Raw genomic sequence first — 18,195 nt, 5'->3', positions numbered from 1 at the left:
AGGGCGTTTGCGCCACGCGAGTGGGAGCGCCTCTCGCCAGGCTGTGTTTTAATAGCTAGTTCACCATGGACCTTGCCGCTATCCAGACTGCGCTGCGCGAGCGCCAGCTCGACGCGTGGCTCTTCTACGACCATCACCATCGCGACCCGATCTCCTACCGAGTGCTCGGCATTCCCGAGAACCTGATGGTCACGCGGCGCTGGTACTACGTGATTCCGGCGCAGGGCGAGCCGGCAAAGCTGGTGCATCGCATCGAGGCCGGACACCTGGATTCGCTGCCGGGCCCGAAAGCGAAATATTCCTCGTGGCAGGAACTGTTTGAAGGGCTCAGGAAGCTGCTGGCGCCGTACAGGCGCATCGCCATGCAGTACTCGCCGAACAATTTGATTTTTCTGCTCGGCATGGTGGACGCCGGCACGGTCGAGCTGGTGCGCAGCTTCGGCAAGGAAATTGTCAGCTCGGGCGACCTGGTGTCGCGCTTCGAAGCGACCTGGAGCGAGGAGCAGATCGCGTCGCACTTCGCGGCGCGCGACAAGGTGGACGCGATCACGCAAGCCGCTTTCGCCGAAATCGGACGCCGCGTGGCCAACGGCGGCACCGACGAGTACGCCATTCAGCAGTTCATCAGGGAAGGGTTTCGCCGCGAAGGCCTGACACCCGGCGAAGACCTGCCCATCGTGGGCGTGAACGCCAACAGCGGAAATCCGCACTACGAGCCCAACGCGCAGCGCTCGTCACCGATTCGCAGGGGCGACTTCGTGCTGCTCGACATCTGGGCCAAGCTCGATCGCCCGGAGGCGGTGTACTACGACATCACCTGGTGCGGCGTCGTCGGCGGGTCGCCCACCGAGAAGCACCAGAAGGTCTTTGAGGTTGTGCGCGACGGGCGCGACGCGGCGATCGAGAAGGTGAAGTCCGCGATCGCGGCTGGAAAAAAATTGTGCGGCTGGGAAGTGGATGACGCGGCGCGCAGTCACATCACGCAAGCCGGATACGGCGAGTACTTTGTCCACCGTACGGGACACTCCATCGGAACCACCGTCCATGCCAACGGTCCGAACATGGACAACCTGGAAACCAAAGACGAGCGCGAGATCATTCCCGGCGTGGCGTTTTCCATTGAGCCGGGCGTTTATCTGCCGGAGTTCGGCGTGCGCAGCGAGGTGAACATGCTGGTTCGCAAGGGCGCGGCCGAGGTGACGGGAAAGATCCAGCGGGAGCTGGTGAAAATCTGAAAGTCAAAGGCCTTCACACGAAGGACACCAAGGCCGCACGAAGACCACGAAGGCACGACGGAGAAGATGCCGAGTAACACGCAAACCGCCAATGCCGCCGCTGTGCCGGGCGAACACGCACCCAATGCGCGCGCGGTGGGCGCGCTGGTCCTCGGCTGGCTGATTCCGGGGGGCGGCCACGCGCTGCTCGGGCGCTGGGGGCGCGCCGGGCTCATCTTCCTCTCGGTCGTGGCCATGTTCACGCTGGGCGTGCTGATGGAGGGGAAGGTCTACGAGTTCAATACCGGCGACATCCTCGACATGCTGGGCTTTGTCGGCGACCTGGGCGCGGGCGGCCTTTACCTGCTGACGCGGATCAACGACTGGGGACAGGGCGCCATCCAGATTGCAGTGGCCGACTACGGGACGAAGTACATCATCGTGGCCGGCCTGCTGAACATCATCGCCGCCGTGGATGCCTACAATATCGGGGTCGGGAAAAAGAAGTGACGAACGGGAACCGATTCATGACCCAAGGGACCCTTCGCTTGGCCCAGGATGGCCGCCGCGGGCCCAGACGCCCGCGCAAGCGCGGCCACACCGGAGTCGGAAAGAAAAAGTGACCATCCAGCTCTCGCACTTCAGCGCCGCGGTAATCTTTGCGTTCTTTTCTTCCATCGTCTTCGGCATCACCCAGCGCAACACCACGCGCGAGATGGTGCGCTACGGCGCCTATTGCTTCGCGCTGTTCGTGGGCGGCGTCATCCTGGCGGGATGGGTGATGTGGCTGATACGGCATTGAGCACATTGCAAAATTGCGGAACTGCGGAATTGCCGAATTGAACGGCCCAATCTGAGCGCATCGCCGCTAGAGCAGAATACTCCGCACGGCAATTCCGCCATTCGGCGCTTCGGCAATTCCGCAAGGGCCCTATTTCGTCCACTGGTCCACCCAATCGCCCACCGTCTTGTACCAGAGCCGCGAGTTCTGCGGCTTCAGAACCCAGTGGCCTTCGTCGGGGAAGTAGAGCATCTTGGAAGGGACGTTGAGGCGCTGGAGGCAGGTGTAGAACTGGAAGCCCTCGCTCACGTCGAGCCGGTAGTCGAGTTGGCCGTGCACGACCAGCGTCGGGGTCTTGAAGTTGGGCGCGGCGCGGTTGGGCGACCACTTCTCGTACATTGCCGGGTTCGTCCACGGGGCGCCTTTGAACTCCCACTCGTTGAACCAGAGCTCTTCGGTGGCGCCGTAGGCGGAGACGGTGTTGAACATGCCGTCGTGCGAGACCAGGCACCTGAAGCGCGTGTTGCGCCCGGCGATCCAGTTGATCATGTAGCCGCCGTAGCTGGCGCCCAGCGCGCACTCACGGTCCCTGGCGATGTAGCTGTACGTATTCTCGGCGTAGTCGAGGCCGAGCATCAGGTCCTGGTAGACGCGGCCGCCCCAGTCGCCGTTGATGTCGTCAATGAACTTCTGGCCGTAGCCCGTCGATCCGCGCGGATTGACCATGACGACGACGTAGCCGGATGCGGCCATCAGCTCCGGATTCCAGCGGAACGACCAGGAATCGCCCCACGCGCCCTGCGGTCCGCCGTGGATGAGGAACTTCACGGGATACTTTCTTGCCGGGTCGAAGTTCGGCGGCTTCACGATGAAGCCCTGCACCCTGGCCTTCTCCGAACCGGTGAACCAGAAGGGCTCGAGGGGCTGCATCGCGACCTGCGAGAGCACGGCATCGTTGAGGTGAGTGAGGGGCTCGGCGGTGAGCGTTGACGAGGGCCCGGAAACCGTGACCAGCTTCGCGCGATAGATTTCATTCGGCGCCTGCACCGACATGCGCGTGAACAGCAGGGTGCGTCCGTCGGCGGCGACGGCGACGTCGTCGTTGTGCCCGCGCGCCAGCTCGCCCGGCTTTCCTCCACCCGCGCTCAGGATGTAGATGGGTTGCTCGCCCTTGTCCTCGGCGACAAAGAAAAAGTTCTTCGAGTCGGGCGACCAGGTGAAGCCGTTCACCCAGGCGTCGAAGTCAGGTGTGAGGTTTGTAATCGCGCCCGAGGCGCGGTCGTACTTCACCAGCCGAAAGCGGTCGCTCTCGTATCCGGCGCGCTCCTGCATGCGCCAGGCGATAAATTTTCCGTCGGGCGAGTACTGGGGCGAGCTGTCGCTGCCGGGACTGGAGCTGATTTTTTTTGCCGCGCCGCCGGCGATGGGCACGAGCCAGATGTCGTTGTTTGTGCTGATCGCCTCCACCGGATCGTGATTGCTGGTGTAGGCGACTTCCTTCCCGTCAGGCGAAACGGCGTAATCGTCGGGCCCGCCGAGGGAGAAGGGCGGCGTTTCGTAGTCGCCGGGCGTGAGGTCGCGCGCGACGCCGGCGGGCGAGCCATCGGGATTCACCGGCTGCGCGAACAGGTGCGAGCGCTTGCCTTCGTTGTAGTGGTTCCAGTGGCGATAGAGCAAGCGCGTGAAGATGAGCGCCTTCACCTTCGACTTGGCGCGGGCTTCGTCTTTTTCCTTGTTGCAAGCATCCTCATCCGGCTTGCCGTTGCACTCGGGCCAGACTTCCGAGGTGAACAGGATGTGCTTGCCGTCGGGCGACCACAGGTTGCCGCCGGCTTCGGTCGAGATGCTGGTGACTTTGCGGGGTTCACCGCTCACCGTGCCGGCCGCATCGTCGAAGTCATAGACCCAGATCTGTGAGCTGCCGTCGCGGGCTGAGGTAAACGAGAAGCGCTTGCCGTCGGGCGACCAGCGCGGGCGGTCTTCGCCGCGCGGTCCGGCGGTGATCTGTTTGGCGTCGCCGCCCGCCACCGGCACCGCCCAGATGTGCGGAATGCGCGTGTTCGCCTCCAGGCTTACGTCCACCGCGGCGAACAGCACCCACTTGCCGTTGGGCGAGGGCACAGGCCCGCCCACGCGCTTGAGCGCCATCATGTCTTCAAAGGTGAACGGGCGCCTGGACTGCGCGGAGACGAGCGTGGCGGCGAACAAGGCCACGACAATGGCGAGACGACGCATGGAGCCTCCTGGGTGACGCGGGCAAACAGGGAAGTGTAAATCAATGCAAAATGAAAAATGAAAAATGCAAAATGAAAAGCACGGCATCAGGACGCCGATCCACGGTCCATCCTTCATTTTGCAATTTTGATTTTGAATTGCTTTACCCGTTCGTTCCGGTGCTTCCTTTGGCGGTGAAGGCCGTGGCTTCGGCGGTGGCGGCCATGGGCAGCTCCAGCACGACGCATGCGCCGCGCGGGTGGACGTTGTAGGCGTAGATGTCGCCGCCGTGCTGCTTCACGATGCCGTAGCAGATGCTCAGGCCCATGCTGCCCACGCCCAGCCGCTTGCTGGTGAAGAACGGGTCGAAGACGTGGTCGAGGTCGGCGAAGCCCGGACCGGTGTCGAACACGCGCATCATCACGCGATCGCCGGCGCGGCGGACCTGGATGGTGATCTTTTTCTGCAGCGAGCTTTGCACGGCATCGAGCGCATTGTTGAAGACGTTGAACAGGACCTGCTTGAGCTCTTCGGCGTCGACGGCGACGTGGGGCAGTCCGCCCTCGATTTCGGTCACGATCTCCACATTGCGGGTACTGCCTTCGTAGGCGCGCAGGCTGAGGACTTCGTCGAGCAGGGGGCGCAGGTCCACGTTGCGGGTCTCGCTGCGGGCCTGCTGCGCGAACCGCACCAGGTTCTGGATGGTGCGCTTCATGCGCGCGGCCTCGCGCACCACAATGCCAAGTTCGCGGCGCGTGTTTTCATCGGTGGCGCGGTCGGCGATGATTTCGGCGTATCCCAGCACCGCCGTCAGGGGATTGTTGAGCTCGTGGGCCACGCCGGCGACGAGTTGGCCGAGGCCGGCGAGCTTTTCCGACTGCAGAAGCTGCCGCTGCAGGCGCGCGTTCTCCAGCGCGGCTGCCAGGTCGGCGGCCAGCATTTCCAAAGCGTGAAGCTCCTGGGCGGTCACGCGCTCGGGTTCGCGGGGCTCATCGGCCGCGATGCAGCCCACAAACGCGCCGCGCTGGGAGCGCAGCGGCACCAGCAGCGCGTCACCCGTCGCCCAGAATGCGCTGCCCTCATAGCGGCGTACGCCGTGAGCGCCGCCGAAGCGGTCGGCTTCGGCGCGATAGGTGCGATAGGAGTTGCTTCCCAGCAGCCGCGCCTTGGCAAAATGAGATTCCATTGCCGCGGGCGTGAGCCGGCTGACGAATGGCAGCAACTGCTCCAGCGCGTCGGGCGCGACGTTGGCGGTCCCGGCGAGCGTCACGCGGCGGTCTTCTTCCACCGCCAGCACGGCGACGCGGTCGAAGGTGGTGACGTCGCGGATGGCGGCGGCGATCTCCGGGCACAGCGAGCGTGCGTCCGCGCCGCTCAGCAGGCGCGTGGTGAGTGAGGCGAAGCGTTGCATCTGGCGGCTGAAGTTGCGTTCGCGCAGGCCGGCATCGCGGGCGGCGCGCGACTCATCCTCCAGCAGGATCACGATCATGCCGGTCGCAACCAGGTACTTGGGGAATTGCCAAACGTCGTGCTGGATGAGCGGGTCCGACGTCCATTGCAGCCACCAACGCGACATCGGGTAGAGGGCCGCCCAGGAGAAGAACCCGACCACCGTCGTGACGACGCCGGGTGACACGCGCCGGTAGCGCCGGCCAAACATCAGTCCGGCGAAGGCGTAAATGGTGGTGAGGGTGATGTAGAACCCGTCAAGCAGCGCGCCCTGGAAGACGCGTGTTACCGACGTTGCCCAAAGCACCAGCAGGCTGCCGGTCGCGAGAAGGGAAAAAGCATCGAGGCGGCGCTGGAGCACCAGGCCCCAGGCTGCGCCGCCGAGCAATGCCGCGCTGATGGCGAGCGCGAAAATCCACGGCGACGTCACGCGGAACGCCAGGCCAAGGGCGTAAGCCAGCGCCGGGAGTCCCAGGGTCGCGGCGACCAGCTGGCGCATTCGCGGCACTTCGCTGACCGTGGAAACCGACACCACGAAGGCGATGCCGGCGAACTGCCAGGCGGAGTAGTTGATCGCCGCCACGAGGGTGGCTGCCGCCGGCGATGCCGGGCGCCACAGTTCGAGCAGCGCATGCACGAAGTACAGCCCCCATCCGGCCACCCACAGGGCAGTCCGGCCCGACTTGCGCTGGCGCTCGATCCACAAAAAGATCGCCACCAGCACCGCCAGGATGAGCAGGGTTGGTATGCCGGGAAGCAGTTCCGCCATAGGTGGGGAGAACGCATTCCATTGTACCGGCCCGGAGCGGAAATGGTCGCGGAAAGCGCAGCCGGGCGGGGTTACCGAAGTTCGCTTCCCGGGCAACCTTGACCTGCACCGGATGAGGGGCAAATTTGCCGGCGCCCGGCGGTTTTCGCGCAACCGGGACGGACCGCCACCGTCTAAACTAGAAAGGACGTTTCGATGAGCCGAGACATGGGCGCCCTATTCAATCCGCCGAACGCGATCGTCCGGCGGGCCGCAACCCTCACATTGCTGGCGCTTGCGCTGGGAGCGCCGCTTTTGCGGGCGCAGGACGAGGAAGGGCCGATCAATCCAAATCCGCCGGCCGGCGTCAGCGTTCCCGATATCATTCGCCGCTTTGCCAGCAAGGAGAAAGAGTTCAAGGAAGCGCGCGACAACTACACCTATCGGCAGTCGACCAAAGTGCAGACCCTCGATGGCGATACGGTGAGCGGCGAATATCAGCTCGTCTTTGACGTGAACTACGACTCGCGCGGCCGCCGGCTGGAAAACGTGGTCTATGCGCCGCAGAGCACGCTGGAGCAGGGCGGGATCAGCATGTCGCGCGAGGATTTCGAAGACATCCGCAACACGCTGCCCTTCGTGCTCACCATCGACGAATTGGGCGATTACAACATTACGTACGTCGGCCAGCAGCACGTGGACGAACTTGACACATACGTGTTCGACGTGGCGCCGAAGCAGATCCTGAAAGACCGGCGCTACTTCGACGGACGGATCTGGGTGGAGACGCGCGACCTGCAGATCGTGAAAGCCAGCGGAAAATCGGTGCCCGAGACGCGCACGAAGAAGGAAGAAAACCTGTTCCCGCGCTTCACCACGTGGCGCGAGCAGATTGACGGCAAGTACTGGTTTCCCACCTACACCCGCGCCGACGACGTGCTGCACTTTTCCGGCGGCAAGAACCAGTTTGCCCGCGACGTGCACATCCGCATCATCGTGAAATACACCAACTACCGGCGCTTCGGTTCCTCGAGCCGCATCACCTACGAAGGCGAAGAAGTGAAGAAGGGGACCGACAAGCCGGCGGGCGAGGCGCCGCAACCGCAATCGCCTCCGCCGCCGAAGTAGAAACCTTTCGCACGAAGGACCGGAAGGGCGCACGAAGGGCTCTGCCAAAGGCCCTTGAGCCGCCCTGGTGTCCTTCGCGGGAAAGGCGATGCTGTTTTGCGCCGCGGCACGCTCTCTGATACAACTCCCGCACACCGAAATCCGCGAGGGCCTCATGCGAACCAGAGTCGTGTTGTGTCTGCTGTGCGTTGCCGCGTTTACCGGCATGGCGGCGGCCCAGTCCGGCGATATCGCGCTGGCCGGCGAAGTGGCACGCATCTATCCGGAAATTGACAAGATCTACCTCGACCTGCACCAGACGCCGGAGCTGTCAACGCTAGAGGTGAAGACGTCGGCGAAGATGGCCGACTTCCTGCGTTCGGCCGGCTACGAAGTGACGGCGGGAGTGGGCGGCAACGGGGTGGTCGGCATTCTGCGCAACGGGGCCGGCCCGACGGTGATGCTGCGGACCGAACTCGACGCGCTGCCGGTGGAAGAGAAGACGGGCGCGGCTTACGCCAGCAAGGTCCGCATGCGCGACATCACCGGCGACGATGTGGCGGTGATGCACGCGTGCGGGCACGACGTGCACATGTCGTCGTGGGTCGGGACGGCGCGCATCATGGCGGCAACGCGCGACCGCTGGAGCGGCACCCTCATCATGCTGGCGCAGCCCGCCGAAGAGCGCGTCAAGGGCGCGTCGGCCATGCTGGCGGACGGCCTGTACACGCGCTTTCCCAGGCCCGATTTCGCCATCGCCCTGCATGACGATGCGTGGCTGCCTGCGGGCAAGGTCGGCGTCACGCCGGGTTATCTGCTCTCCAATTCCGATGCGGTCAACATCACCATCTACGGCCGCGGGGCGCACGGCTCGGCGCCACAGGCCGCGATCGACCCGATCGTGATCGCCGCCAAAAGCATCGTGGGCTTCCAGGCGCTGATCGCGCGCGAAAAAGACCCGCAGGACCCGGGCGTAGTCACGGTGGGCGCCATCCATGGCGGGACGAAGAACAACATCATTCCCGACGAAGTGAAGATGCAGCTTTCGGTGCGGTCGTTCACCGATGAGACGCGCAACCTGCTGCTGAGCGGCATCGAACGCATCGTGAAGGCCGAAGCGGCCGCCGCGGGCGCGCCCAAGCCGCCGCTGGTGGAGCTGATTGAGAGCACGCACGCCACCTACAACGACCCGGCGCTGACCAGGCGGGCCGCTGCCGCACTGGTGAAAGCGCTCGGGCAGCAAAACGTGGTGGACCCGGCGCCGCCCAAGATGGCGTCGGAAGATTTCTCTGAGTTCGTTCGCGCGGGCGTGCCGGGTTTCATGATGAACGCCGGCGCGGTCAACCCGGCGAAGTTCGCCGAGGTGAAGGGCGACAAGACGAAGCTGCCCTCGCTGCACTCAGCGTTGTTTCTACCCGATCGCGAGCCCACGCTGAAGACCAGCATCGCGGCAGAGGTGGCGGTGCTGCGGGAGCTGATGGGAAAAAAGTAGCTTTGCCAACGTCATCCTGAGCGGCGGGAACGGCCGAGTCGAAGGATCCCTGCTCGCACCCGAATGTTTAACGCGAGTAGGGATGCTTCGACTCGGCTGACGCGGCGCTCTGCGCTCCGTCAGCTCCGCTCAGCATGACGGCGGTCACTCACCGAACGATTCGGTCGTAAACACGAACAACTGCGCGCCGCGCTGCCAGGCGTCCGGCGGCAGCCCGGCCTTCAGGCAGGTCTGGGCGAGGAAGGTCGGCAAGTCCCACTTCAGGTCGAGCGGGACCTCGGGCAGCAGCAGTCCGCGCGACCGGCCCTGCATGACCAGCAGGCCGTGTTTGCCGAGCTCGATCTGATGTGCTTCGGCGGGCATGAGCGGCGAAAGCACGCTCAAGTGGACTTGCAGCGCAAGGAACTCTTCGCGGCTCACAGGCGGGAAGCGCGGGTCGGCGAAGGCGGCGGAAACGGCGGTCGAGGCCACGGCGCGCGCCAGCGGTTCGGCAGCGACCACGTGTCCCACGCAGCCGCGCAGCGCGCCGTTGATGCGCAGCGTGGTAAAGACGGCGCGCGGCTCGCCCAGGCGCGGCGTCAGCGGTTCAGGATCGTAATCGCGTTCTTCGAGCCGCGCCTGGATGGCGCGGCGCGCGACGGTGAGCAGGAAGGCGCGCTCTTCAGGCGAAAACCCCGCAGGCGAGGACCGCGGGGACGAGAACTCCGCGCCGGCGCTCATGCTTCAGGTGGCAGCGACATCGTCGGTTTTCCGGCGGCGGCTCAGGACAAACGCCCGGCGGCGCCGGCGCTTTTCCACGCTCTGCGAAATCCGCGACCAGAAGGCGTAGAAGTAATCGGCGGCGGACCACAGCGAGAGCACCACCATGATCCAGATGGTGACCTTGGCGATCCAGTGGATCGGCACGATCACCGGCCCAAACTCCCACTGGAACCAGCGGCGGTCGAGCAGCGCGCCCACGACCGTGACGATCTGGACCAGCATCTTGAACTTGCCCAGGTCGCTGGCTTCGATGGTGAAGCCCTGCTGCGCCGCGATGGAGCGCAGGCCGCTGACCAGGAACTCGCGCGCGATGATCAGCACCGCGATCCAGGCCGGCACCATCGCCGGGTTGAACTGCACCAGCGAGATGAAGGCGGCGGCAATCCACAACTTGTCAGCCAGCGGATCGAGGAGCATGCCGAGCGGGGTGATCTGGTTGCGTTTGCGGGCGAGCCAGCCGTCAAGGCCGTCGGTGGCCGAGGCGGCAATGAAGATGGCGGCCGCCACCAGCTCCCGCCGGCCGTCGCCGCCGGCCAGCAGATGGGTACGCAACACCCACAGCAGCACCGGAATAGCGGCAATGCGGCTGAGCGTGATGTAGTTAGGCAGGTTCACCAGTTGCCGAAGGGAAGGGTACACCCGCGGGGCATGCTTTGATTATCAGGCCGGGCCGCTGGGTGGGGCAATCAATCTGGCGGTCTGATGACCTGATCATCTGGCGATCGGGTTCCCCTCCGGAGCGCGCTTCCGATCGGCAGATGACCAGATGGCCAGCTCGCCAGGCCGCCGGATGCCTTATGCGTAGATCCCGCGCTGCCGGATGGTGTACGCGACGCGGTCGATCGCCAGCATGTAGGCGGCGATGCGGTTGTTCACGTTGTGGGTCTCGGCGTAGCGCACCACGTCCTGGAACGAGGAGCGCATGATGTGCTCCAGCTGCTCGTTCACGACCGATTCCTTCCAGAAGTAGCCCTGGCGGTCCTGCACCCACTCGAAATAGCTGGCAGTAACGCCGCCCGCGTTGGCCAGAATGTCGGGAATGACAAAGACTTTTTTCTCCGCCAGGATTTCGTCGGCTGCGGCGGTGGTGGGGCCGTTGGCGCCCTCGCACAGCACCCTGGCCTTGATCCGCGAGGCGTTCTGGCTGGTGATGACGTTCTCGGTGGCGGCCGGGATGAGGATGTCGCAATCGGCCACCAGCAGGTCGGCGCCGCGCGCTACCCATTCAGCGTTGGAGAAGCCCTGGATGGTCTTGTTGCGGTCGCGGTACTGGATGAGGGCGTTGATGTCGAGGCCGGTGGGGTTGTAGAGCGCGCCATCCACCTCGATGACGCCGATGATCTTGTAGCCGGCCTGGGACATGAGCTGCGCGGCGTTGGAACCCACGTTGCCGAAGCCCTGCACGATGACGCGCGTCTGCTCGCGGGTCATCTCGAGCTTTTTGAGCGCCTCGTCGCAGACAACCATCACGCCGCGGCCGGTGGCCTCGCGGCGTCCGCGCGATCCGCCAATGTTGATGGGCTTGCCGGTGACGACGGCGGTCACGGTCTGGCGCATGTGCATGGAGTAGGTGTCCATCATCCACGCCATCACCTGCTCGTTGGTGTTCATGTCGGGCGCGGGGACGTCTTTCTCGGGGCCGATGAATTCGATCAGCTCGGCCGTGTAGCGCCGCGTAATGCGCTCCAGTTCACCGAGCGAAAGTTTCTTGGGATCGCAGATCACGCCGCCCTTGGCGCCGCCGAAGGGAATGTTCACCACGGCGCACTTCCAGGTCATCCAACTGGCCAGGGCGCGGACTTCGTCGAGCGTAACGTCGGGCGAGTAGCGCACGCCGCCCTTGGCGGGACCGCGGGCAATGGAGTGCTGCACGCGGAAGCCGGTGAAGACCTCGATCTGGCCGTTGTCCATGCCCACCGGGATGTGCACGATGATCTCGCGGCTGGGATAGCGCATGATCTTCCAGATGCCTTCGTCGAGGTTCAGCTTCTGGGCGGCCAGGTCAAAGCGCGCTGCCTGGGATTCCCAGGGATTGATTTCCTGTTCGAGCGAGATGGTGCTCATAGGTCTCCTGCGGCGCCCAGGCGCGGATAGAGGCTGGGGGCGGTGTTCGTGGGCAAGCGGAGAGTATAGAAGCGGCCTGGCGGCGAGGCAAGGAGACAAGCCGAACCGGTCAGCGCCAGCCGGTCAGTGCCAGATGTCCATCTTGCGCGCCAGCCAGAAGAAGAACCCGATCACCAGTCCGAGGCCGGCGCTGAGAATGAAAAATGCGCGGATCGGCGGCAGGGCGATGACGAGCAGAGTCAGGAATCCAAGGACAGAAACCATTCCCGGGAAGCTGTCGAGGGGAAGCTTGCTGAGTCCGAACAGATCGGGCCGGCGCATGCCCCCATTCTAGACCGGATTCGGCCCGGCGGATGAGCGGCCCGAGCGCTGGACCTGAAGCTTCCGGGCCGACCTCTTCCAGGCTGCTGCTTTGCCGCTTTTGTCTTCCATTGGAGCGCCCTTAGGGACGCCCCTGCTCCTGCGACGCCTGAGTGGCTGCGAGGGTCTCGTTCCAGCTGGCCGAGCAGCACAGATCGGGGTTGGTCGCTAAATCTCGATTTCCATGCCTTCCGACGCGGCGCGCACCCTGGGGTAGTACTCGCGCGCTTTCTGCACGACGCCATCGATGCAGGTGTCGGTGTGGTCGGGATCGTGGTGGAAGAGCACCAGCTCCTTGGCGCCGCTTTCCATGATGATGTTGATGCCCTCGCGCCAGGTGCTGTGTCCCCAGCCCTTCTTGGCCGATTCGTACTCTTCGGGCAGGTACTGGGCGTCGTAGATGAGCACGTCGGCGCCTTCGGCGAGCTTGCGCACGTTTTTGTCAAACACCGGGTGGCCGGGCTCGTTGTCGGTTGCATAAACCAGCACGCCGTCGTCGGTCTCGACGCGGAAGCCGAGGCAACCCTGCGGATGGTTCAGCCACATGGACTGCACGGTGCAATTGTCGAAGGCGATGCGGTCTTCTTCGATGTCGTAAAAGTTGCGGTGCGCGGCCATCTCCGTCATGTCGACGGGGAAGTACGGGTCGGCCATCTGCTCTTCGATGGCGCGCTGCAATCCGCGCGTGCGGCTCGAGGAATGGAAGAAGAAGTAGTTCTCCGGGTTGTTGTAAAGCGGCGTGAAGAACGGGATGCCCTGGATGTGGTCCCAGTGGAAGTGGGAGATGAAAATGTGGGCCATCAGCGGGCTGCCATTGGATTCGGCGAGGAGCTGTTTGCCCAGGTTGCGGAAGCCGGTGCCGCAGTCGAACACGTAGATCTGCCCGTTGACGCGAACTTCGACGCAGGAGGTGTTGCCCCCGTAACGGAGGTTCTCCAGTTGTGGGGTTGGGGTGGAACCGCGGACACCCCAGAACTTCACTAGCATCGAGCCGCCTCTGCGCGCCGCCGCGCGCACGGGTCAGAACGCCGGGGCCCGAGTGCGGAGGCGAATCTGCCCAAAAGTGCTGATAATCGGCTTGAGTATAAGCCAATCTTCACAAAATACGTCAATTAGGGCGGGTGATGAGAGAGGCTCCCCGGCCATGGCCGGGACGGAATCGCCGCCATCTATAATCCCCGATTCGACCCCCATTTTGCATGTTGCGACCTGACGCCAAAGAGTTTCTCGCGCTCGCCGGTGACGCCACGCTGGTGCCGGTGAGCAAGAGCATCAGCGCCGATCTGCTGACGCCGGTCTCGGCCTTTCTTGCCCTTGCGGCGGGCGAGCCGCATGCTTTTCTGCTGGAGTCGGTGGAGGGCGGCGAAAAGATCGGGCGATACACCTTCCTGGGCGCGCGGCCTTACATGATCGTGACGGCGCGCGGGGAGGAGGTGCGGATCGAGTATCCCGGCAACCGGCGCCAGGCGGAAGTGATTTCCGCGGACGCGGCGCGCGCGGGTCCGCTCCAGCGCCCCAGCGATGCCCACGTCTTCCGTGTTCTGCGCGATTTGCTGCGACAGCACAAGCCGGCCCAGGTCGAAGGCCTGCCGCCGTTCACGGCCGGCGCTGTCGGCTTCCTCTCCTACGACGCCGTGCGCCAGCTGGAGCGCATCCCGGAAAGAGCCAAAGACGACCTCGGCGTCCCCGACGGCGTCTTCATGTTTTTCGACCGGCTGCTGGCGTTCGACCATCTGCGCCACGAGTTGCACATCATGGCCGCAGCCAACGTGAAGCGCGAACCGCCGCGGCGGGCCCATGCGCGCGCGCTGCGCGACATCGCGGCCATCGAGCGCAAGCTGCTGGCCGGGCCGCCGGCGCGCGACCTGCGTCCGCCCAAGCCGGTGCGCGGCCCGGTGAAGCTGAACTCGCGCACGCGGCGCGACGACTTCATCGCCGCCGTGAAGCGCGCGAAGGAGTACATCGCCGCCGGGGACGCCTTCCAGGTCGTGCTCTCGCAGCGCTTCGACCTGGAGCCCAAGGCCGAGCCGCTGGCCATTTACCGCGCGCTGCGCCGGGTGAACCCTTCGCCCTACATGTATCTGCTGCGCATGGGCGGCATGCACGTGCTGGGCTCCTCGCCCGAGATGCTGGTGAAGGTCAACGGCCGCCACCTCGAATACCGGCCCATCGCCGGCACGATGCCGCGCGGCCGCAATGAAGCCGACGATCAGCAGCTCGAGCAGCACTTGCGCTGCGACGCGAAAGAGCGCGCCGAGCACGTGATGCTGGTGGACCTGGGCCGCAACGACATCGGCCGCGTAAGCGAATACGGCTCGGTCAAGGTGCGCGACCTGATGTACGTTGAACGCTACTCGCACGTAATGCACCTGGTCTCGGCCATCGAAGGCAGGCTGCGGCCAGAGCTGGACGCCTTCGACGCGCTCGCGTCGTGCTTTCCCGCCGGCACTCTCAGCGGCGCGCCGAAAGTGCGCGCCATGGAGATCATTGAGGAGCTGGAGCCGGTGCGCCGCGGCGTTTATGGCGGATCGGTGCTCTACGCCGATTTCGCGGGGAACCTGGATTCGTGCATCGCGATCCGCACCATGCTGACGCTGCCCAAAGGCGTTTCAGCAGACAAGGCCATGCGGAAGAAACCGGGCAGCGGCGCAACCCACGCTTACCTGCAAGCGGGCGCGGGAATCGTGGCCGACTCCGATCCCGCCAGCGAGCATCAGGAGTGTGCGAACAAGGCGCAGGCGCTCGTGCGGGCGGTAGCAATCGCACGTGGTGGCTAGGATCAGGGGCTGGTGGCCAGTGGTGAGCGGCTAGCAAAGCCCCAGGGGCCCGAGATTCGCAGTGTGGGGGTGAGGCGTGAGCAGTAAACCAGTGAAGTCCTGCCAAGATTTGATCGCATGGCAGAAGTCCATTGATCTCGTCGCAATGGTTTACGAGGCCACAAAGGCCTTTCCTTAACCACGAGCCACTAACCACTTTCTCAGTAGAAATCCGAACAGCTCAGGAAGAAGCCGCACTTGGGACAGTTCATTTTGCAGCCCTTGTCCTGAAGGCGGGTGGAGCAATTGGGACAGACCTGCGAGGCGTCCACCGCTGCGGCGCGGCGCTCGTTCTGCTTCGGAGGTGGTGGCTGCTGCTCCACGTGGAAGATTGGGCGGGCAGCGTGCGCGGCCTGTCTGCCGTTGCGCTTCGGCCGACGCCAGGCAGGGAAACGGCAAAAACCTGCTCCACCGCCCGTCCTTAACAAATTCAGATGCAGGATAGCCGCGCGCCGGCCAGTCAACAAGCGGTTCTAGAGCCCCAGGAAATTGCGGATGAGGCCCTTGCCGTCTTCGGTGAGCACGCTCTCGGGATGGAACTGCACGCCCTCGACCGCAAAGTTCCTGTGGCGCAGGCCCATGATGACGCGGGCGCCGTCGGGCTCGGTCGTCCAGGCGGAGACCTGGAGCTCTTTGGGCAGGGTTTCTTCCTCGACGATCAGGGAGTGATAGCGCGTGGCGGTCATCGGGCTGGAAAGCCCGCGAAACACGGTCTTGCCGTCATGCTCCACGCTGCTGGTCTTGCCGTGCATGACGTGCTTCGCGCGAACAATCTCGCCGCCGAAGGCCGCGCCGATCGCCTGGTGTCCCAGGCAGACGCCCAGGATGGGCGCTTTGCCGGCCATGCGGCGTATGAGCTCGACGCTGATGCCCGCCTCGTGCGGTGTGCACGGTCCGGGTGAGATCACGATCCGCTCCGGGCGCATGCGCTCCACCTCGGCCGCGGTGATCTGGTCGTTGCGCCGCACCTCGACCTGGCGCCCCAACTCGCCCAGGTACTGGACGAGGTTGTAGGTGAAGGAATCGTAGTTGTCGAGAACCAGGACCATAGCGACCGAACCATCAGTGTACCTGCGGCAGCGGTCACGCGCCACGCGCCGCGGCCCAGCTCCCGAGGACAACTCGCGTGTACGCCGATTCATCCTCATGGTGAGCACGCATTTTTCCGCGTGGAGCGCTGTCGCGGTGAAGATCACGTTTTTTGGCCTGACTCTTTCCTCATCGTGGGGCAATGGACACGCCACCCCTTGCCGCGCCATCGTTCGGGCGCTCCACGCGATGGGGCACACGGCGGTCTTTTACGAAAAGGACGCGCCCTTCTACGCCCAGCGCCGCGACCTGCGGCGTCCCGAGTACTGCCGGCTGGAGCTCTACGGGGAGTGGGACGACGTGCGCGATCGCGCTCTCGCCGACGTGCGCGACTCCGACGTGGTGATCCACACCAGCTACTGTCCCTGCGGCGCCCACATCGTGGACGACGCCGCGACCGTCGAAGGTCCGCTCCGCGTCTTCTACGACCTGGACACGCCCATCACGCTGTCGCAACTCGACGGCGACGGCCCCGGCTATCTGCGCGCAGGGCAGATCCCCGGTTTCGATCTCTACCTGTCGTTCACCGGCGGCGATGTGCTGCGCGAACTGGAGACGCGCTGGGGAGCGCGGCACGCGCGCCCGCTCTACGGCTGCGTCGATCCTGACGTGCACGCGCGCACAGCGCCGCGCCATGAGTTCGACTCCGAGCTCAGCTACATGGGCACATACGCCGCCGACCGGCAGCAGAAGCTCGAATCGCTTTTCCTCGAGCCGGCGCGGCGCCTGCCCCAGCTCCAATTCCTGCTCGCCGGCCCGCTCTATCCGCGGCAGTGGGCGTGGCCCGGGAACGTGCGCCGCATAGAGCACGTGGCGCCACAGGACCACGCGGCGCTGTATTCATCCTCGCGCATCACGCTGAACATCACGCGGGGCGGGATGGCGCGCAGCGGCTGGTGCCCCTCGGGGCGCTTCTTCGAAGCGGCGGCCTGCGGAACGCCGATTGTGAGCGACGCGTTTCCGGGACTTGAGACTTTTTTCGAACCGGGGGAGGAAATCATGGTTGCCGAAGGGACCGCCGACGTGGTGAGCGTGTTGTGCCGCAACGATGAGGACCTGGCGCCCATGGCCGCTCGCGCCCGCCAGCGCACGCTCGATGAGCACACCGGAGCGCGTCGTGCCCAGCAGTTGGTGGCGTACTGCGAGGAAGTGAATATCGGGTCGTCGGGCCATCGTGCCATTGAACCGATTGCCGTGAACCAAGGGGCCCAATGATCCATGATCCGATGACCCGATATTCAATGGAGGCCCCGTGATCGGCATTGTGCCGGCCGCCGGCGCCGGACAGCGCATCCAGCCGCTGGGCTGTTCCAAGGAATTGCTGCCCGTCGGGTCACGCGGCGAGCGCGGCGGCGAGCGGCCCAAGGCGGTGGCCGAGTACCTGGTGGAGCGCATGATCGCCGCCGGGGCGGAGCAGATCTGCATGGTGATCTCGGCCGAGAAGAGCGACATTGTGCGCTACTTCGCCGGGCGCGATTACGCGGCCGACATTTTCTACGTGGTGCAGCGCCAGCCGCAGGGGCTGTGTGACGCGCTTTTCCGCGCCGAGCCGTTCACGCGCGGCCACGATCACGTGCTCATCGGGCTGCCCGACACCATCTGGTTTCCCGAGAACGCCTACCGTCCCGCCATCGAGCGCGGCGCCGGCGTCAACCTAGTGCTGTTTCCGGTCACGAATCCGGAGGTATTCGACGCCGTCCTGACCGAGGAAACCGGCAGCGTGCGGCGCGTCGAGGTAAAGCAGGCGGACGCGCATTCCTGCTGGGTCTGGGGCGCGGTCACCGCCAGCGGCGCCGCTTTTCACGCGCTCAAGCTGCTATGGGAGGCGCGGCATCGCAAGGATGAATACCTCGGCCACCTGCTGAACGCGTACATCGCCGCCGGCAACGCCGTGCAGGCCGTACATTCCGGGGAAATCTACATGGACGTGGGCACGCTGGCGGGATACCGCGCTGCACAGGACTTTTTGCGGAATGCAGCGGGTACCAGGATGGACGAGGCAGCGTAGAAAATTGCCGAACTGCCAAAGTGCGGAATCGCCGAACTGCAAATTCGCCGCGCTGCGTTGGTTTTCACTTCGGCAGTTCGGCAATTGCGCA

The 18,195-nt window shown here is 64.8% G+C and carries 16 protein-coding genes; 8 read left to right on the top strand and 8 right to left on the bottom strand.

Annotation, left to right across the window (positions count from 1 at the left end; all coding sequences use genetic code 11):
- Positions 1-65: 65 nt before the first annotated feature.
- The 3 genes from VFA60_02065 to VFA60_02055 all read left to right on the top strand — a co-directional run bounded on the left by VFA60_02065 (position 66) and on the right by VFA60_02055 (position 2,016).
- Positions 66-1,235: a Xaa-Pro peptidase family protein gene (locus tag VFA60_02065; GenBank protein HZQ90559.1), complete on the top strand. Its 1,170-nt coding sequence runs from the start codon at positions 66-68 to the stop codon at positions 1,233-1,235.
- A gap of 66 nt (positions 1,236-1,301) precedes the next feature.
- Positions 1,302-1,724, top strand: a complete 423-nt coding sequence (locus tag VFA60_02060; protein HZQ90558.1) for a DUF6677 family protein — start codon at positions 1,302-1,304, stop codon at positions 1,722-1,724.
- A 109-nt stretch (positions 1,725-1,833) separates the two neighbouring features.
- Positions 1,834-2,016 carry a hypothetical protein gene (locus tag VFA60_02055; GenBank protein ID HZQ90557.1) on the top strand — a complete coding sequence of 61 codons (183 nt, stop codon included), beginning with the start codon at positions 1,834-1,836 and terminating at the stop codon, positions 2,014-2,016.
- A 129-nt stretch (positions 2,017-2,145) separates the two neighbouring features.
- Here the strand turns inward: VFA60_02055 and VFA60_02050 are convergent, their stop codons facing one another.
- Both VFA60_02050 and VFA60_02045 read right to left on the bottom strand, forming a co-directional pair.
- Positions 2,146-4,230 (bottom strand): S9 family peptidase, encoded by a 2,085-nt coding sequence (locus VFA60_02050; GenBank protein ID HZQ90556.1) that lies wholly within the window; start codon positions 4,228-4,230, stop codon positions 2,146-2,148.
- A 142-nt stretch (positions 4,231-4,372) separates the two neighbouring features.
- Positions 4,373-6,427: an ATP-binding protein gene (locus VFA60_02045; GenBank protein ID HZQ90555.1), complete on the bottom strand. Its 2,055-nt coding sequence runs from the start codon at positions 6,425-6,427 to the stop codon at positions 4,373-4,375.
- Between the two features lie 195 nt (positions 6,428-6,622).
- Here VFA60_02045 and VFA60_02040 point away from each other — a divergent pair, with 195 nt between their 5' ends.
- Both VFA60_02040 and VFA60_02035 read left to right on the top strand, forming a co-directional pair.
- Positions 6,623-7,534 (top strand): hypothetical protein, encoded by a 912-nt coding sequence (locus VFA60_02040; GenBank protein ID HZQ90554.1) that lies wholly within the window; start codon positions 6,623-6,625, stop codon positions 7,532-7,534.
- Between the two features lie 154 nt (positions 7,535-7,688).
- Positions 7,689-9,005: an amidohydrolase gene (locus VFA60_02035; protein HZQ90553.1), complete on the top strand. Its 1,317-nt coding sequence runs from the start codon at positions 7,689-7,691 to the stop codon at positions 9,003-9,005.
- A gap of 144 nt (positions 9,006-9,149) precedes the next feature.
- On the opposite strand, the gene amrA is transcribed toward VFA60_02035, so the two are convergent.
- The 5 genes from amrA to VFA60_02010 all read right to left on the bottom strand — a co-directional run bounded on the left by amrA (position 9,150) and on the right by VFA60_02010 (position 13,178).
- Entirely contained in the window at positions 9,150-9,725 is a 576-nt protein-coding gene (gene amrA / locus VFA60_02030; protein HZQ90552.1) for an AmmeMemoRadiSam system protein A, read from the bottom strand.
- Positions 9,726-9,728: 3 nt separating this feature from the next.
- Positions 9,729-10,382 (bottom strand): CDP-diacylglycerol--glycerol-3-phosphate 3-phosphatidyltransferase, encoded by a 654-nt coding sequence (gene pgsA, locus VFA60_02025; GenBank protein ID HZQ90551.1) that lies wholly within the window; start codon positions 10,380-10,382, stop codon positions 9,729-9,731.
- 180 nt (positions 10,383-10,562) lie between these two features.
- Positions 10,563-11,831: a Glu/Leu/Phe/Val dehydrogenase gene (locus VFA60_02020; GenBank protein ID HZQ90550.1), complete on the bottom strand. Its 1,269-nt coding sequence runs from the start codon at positions 11,829-11,831 to the stop codon at positions 10,563-10,565.
- Between the two features lie 123 nt (positions 11,832-11,954).
- Positions 11,955-12,152 carry a hypothetical protein gene (locus VFA60_02015; GenBank protein HZQ90549.1) on the bottom strand — a complete coding sequence of 66 codons (198 nt, stop codon included), beginning with the start codon at positions 12,150-12,152 and terminating at the stop codon, positions 11,955-11,957.
- 207 nt (positions 12,153-12,359) lie between these two features.
- Entirely contained in the window at positions 12,360-13,178 is an 819-nt protein-coding gene (locus VFA60_02010; protein ID HZQ90548.1) for an MBL fold metallo-hydrolase, read from the bottom strand.
- Between the two features lie 212 nt (positions 13,179-13,390).
- Between VFA60_02010 and trpE the strand changes: the two genes are divergently transcribed.
- A complete protein-coding gene (gene trpE, locus VFA60_02005) occupies positions 13,391-14,968 on the top strand; it encodes an anthranilate synthase component I (protein HZQ90547.1) in 1,578 nt (525 codons plus the stop codon).
- A 512-nt stretch (positions 14,969-15,480) separates the two neighbouring features.
- Here the strand turns inward: trpE and VFA60_02000 are convergent.
- Complete coding sequence (locus tag VFA60_02000; GenBank protein HZQ90546.1) at positions 15,481-16,056, bottom strand: aminodeoxychorismate/anthranilate synthase component II; 576 nt, start codon at positions 16,054-16,056, stop codon at positions 15,481-15,483.
- Between the two features lie 97 nt (positions 16,057-16,153).
- Between VFA60_02000 and VFA60_01995 the strand changes: the two genes are divergently transcribed.
- Both VFA60_01995 and VFA60_01990 read left to right on the top strand, forming a co-directional pair.
- A complete protein-coding gene (locus VFA60_01995) occupies positions 16,154-17,311 on the top strand; it encodes a glycosyltransferase (protein HZQ90545.1) in 1,158 nt (385 codons plus the stop codon).
- Positions 17,312-17,348: 37 nt separating this feature from the next.
- A complete protein-coding gene (locus tag VFA60_01990; protein ID HZQ90544.1) occupies positions 17,349-18,104 on the top strand; it encodes a sugar phosphate nucleotidyltransferase in 756 nt (251 codons plus the stop codon).
- The last annotated feature ends 91 nt before the right edge of the window (positions 18,105-18,195 follow it).

The sequence above is a fragment of the Terriglobales bacterium genome, from assembly GCA_035651995.1.
Taxonomy (GTDB): domain Bacteria; phylum Acidobacteriota; class Terriglobia; order Terriglobales; family Acidobacteriaceae; genus DASRER01.
This window is presented reverse-complemented; position numbering and strand designations above follow the sequence as displayed.

Bases quoted from the DNA above. Each gene is read 5' to 3' on its own strand.
- VFA60_02065 (HZQ90559.1), top strand. From the start codon at position 66: ATGGACCTTGCCGCTATCCAGACTGCGCTGCGCGAGCGCCAGCTCGAC.
- VFA60_02060 (HZQ90558.1), top strand. From the start codon at position 1,302: ATGCCGAGTAACACGCAAACCGCCAATGCCGCCGCTGTGCCGGGCGAA.
- VFA60_02050 (HZQ90556.1), bottom strand. From the start codon at position 4,230: ATGCGTCGTCTCGCCATTGTCGTGGCCTTGTTCGCCGCCACGCTCGTC.
- VFA60_02045 (HZQ90555.1), bottom strand. From the start codon at position 6,427: ATGGCGGAACTGCTTCCCGGCATACCAACCCTGCTCATCCTGGCGGTG.
- VFA60_02040 (HZQ90554.1), top strand. From the start codon at position 6,623: ATGAGCCGAGACATGGGCGCCCTATTCAATCCGCCGAACGCGATCGTC.
- VFA60_02035 (HZQ90553.1), top strand. From the start codon at position 7,689: ATGCGAACCAGAGTCGTGTTGTGTCTGCTGTGCGTTGCCGCGTTTACC.
- amrA (HZQ90552.1), bottom strand. From the start codon at position 9,725: ATGAGCGCCGGCGCGGAGTTCTCGTCCCCGCGGTCCTCGCCTGCGGGG.
- VFA60_02020 (HZQ90550.1), bottom strand. From the start codon at position 11,831: ATGAGCACCATCTCGCTCGAACAGGAAATCAATCCCTGGGAATCCCAG.
- VFA60_02015 (HZQ90549.1), bottom strand. From the start codon at position 12,152: ATGCGCCGGCCCGATCTGTTCGGACTCAGCAAGCTTCCCCTCGACAGC.
- VFA60_02010 (HZQ90548.1), bottom strand. From the start codon at position 13,178: ATGCTAGTGAAGTTCTGGGGTGTCCGCGGTTCCACCCCAACCCCACAA.
- trpE (HZQ90547.1), top strand. From the start codon at position 13,391: ATGTTGCGACCTGACGCCAAAGAGTTTCTCGCGCTCGCCGGTGACGCC.
- VFA60_02000 (HZQ90546.1), bottom strand. From the start codon at position 16,056: ATGGTCCTGGTTCTCGACAACTACGATTCCTTCACCTACAACCTCGTC.
- VFA60_01995 (HZQ90545.1), top strand. From the start codon at position 16,154: ATGGTGAGCACGCATTTTTCCGCGTGGAGCGCTGTCGCGGTGAAGATC.